The organism is Nonomuraea sp. 3N208, from assembly GCF_052245935.1.
GTDB lineage: Bacteria > Actinomycetota > Actinomycetes > Streptosporangiales > Streptosporangiaceae > Nonomuraea.
This window is the reverse complement of record NZ_JBQQBR010000139.1, coordinates 1-1656: the sequence shown is the minus strand read 5'-3', so window position 1 is coordinate 1656 and position 1656 is coordinate 1. Positions and strand designations below refer to the sequence as shown.

1 pseudogene is annotated in these 1656 nt (G+C 64.2%); it reads left to right on the top strand.

The annotated features are described in order from the left end of the window. Positions 1-43: 43 nt before the first annotated feature. Positions 44-1656, top strand: a pseudogene (locus ACTWPT_RS59860) (DNA-directed RNA polymerase subunit beta); the annotation flags it as partial.

Below are 1656 nucleotides of genomic sequence, written 5' to 3'. Positions count from 1 at the left end.
GTGCGTGTAGTCAGTCCGCCGCGAGCCCTCGGAAGGACATCTGTTGGCAGCCTCGCGCAACGCCTCCGCCGTACCCGCTGGTCCCCGTCGCGTCTCTTTTTCGCGTATCCAGGAGCCTCTCGAAGTTCCTGACCTTCTCGCTCTGCAGACCGAGTCTTTCGATTGGCTGCTCGGAAACGAGAAGTGGAAGGCCCGGGTAGAGGCGGCTCGTCAGGCCGGGCGCAAGGACGTCCCGACCCAGTCGGGCCTCGAAGAGATCTTCGAAGAGATCAGTCCCATCGAGGACTTCTCGGGGACCATGTCCTTGTCGTTCCGCGATCACCGGTTCGAGCCGCCAAAGTACTCCGTCGATGAGTGCAAAGACAAGGACATGACCTTCTCCGCCCCGATGTTCGTGACGGCGGAGTTCATCAATAACACCACCGGTGAGATCAAGAGCCAGACGGTGTTCATGGGCGATTTCCCGCTCATGACGCCGAAGGGCACCTTCATCGTCAACGGCACCGAGCGTGTCGTAACCTCGCAGTTGACCCGTTCGCCGGGTGTCTACTTCGACCGTTCCGTGGACAAGACGTCGGACAAAGATCTGTACAGCTGCAGAGTCATCCCGTCCCGGGGTGCCTGGCTCGAGTTCGAGATCGACAAGCGCGACAGCGTCGGTGTGCGCATCGACCGCAAGCGCAAGCAGGCCGTCACCGTGCTTCTCAAGGCACTGGGATGGACCAGCGACCGGATCCTCGAGCGCTTCGGCCAGTACGAATCGATGCGCGCCACCCTGGAGAAGGACCACACGGCCGGCCAGGACGACGCGCTGCTCGACATCTACCGCAAGCTGCGGCCGGGTGAGCCGCCGACCAAGGAGTCGGCGCAGACCCTGCTGGAGAACCTCTACTTCAACCCCAAGCGGTACGACCTCGCCAAGGTGGGTCGCTACAAGATCAACAAGAAGCTTGGCGTTGACTCGGAGATCACCCAGGGCACGCTGACCGAGGACGACATCGTCGCCACGATCGAATACATCGTGCGCCTGCACGCGGGCGAGGAGGCGATGCCGGGCGTCAGCCGCGAGGTCATCGTCGAGGTCGACGACATCGACCACTTCGGCAACCGCCGCCTACGCAGCGTCGGCGAGCTGATCCAGAACCAGGTCCGCCTGGGCCTGGCCCGCATGGAGCGCGTCGTCCGCGAGCGCATGACCACGCAGGACGTCGAGGCCATCACGCCGCAGACCCTGATCAACATCCGCCCGGTCGTGGCGTCGATCAAGGAGTTCTTCGGCACCTCGCAGCTGTCGCAGTTCATGGACCAGACCAACCCGCTGGCCGGGCTGACGCACAAGCGGCGTCTGTCCGCGCTGGGTCCCGGTGGTCTGTCGCGTGAGCGGGCCGGCTTCGAGGTTCGTGACGTGCACCCGTCCCACTATGGCCGGATGTGCCCGATCGAGACCCCTGAAGGTCCCAACATCGGTCTGATCGGCTCGCTCGCCTCCTACGGGCGGATCAACGCCTTCGGCTTCGTCGAGACGCCGTACCGCAAGGTCGTCGACGGCAGGGTGACCGAGCAGATCGACTACCTGACCGCCGACGAGGAAGACCGCTACGTCAAGGCGCAGGCCAACACGGTGCTCAACGCCGACGGCACGTTCGCCGACTCGCG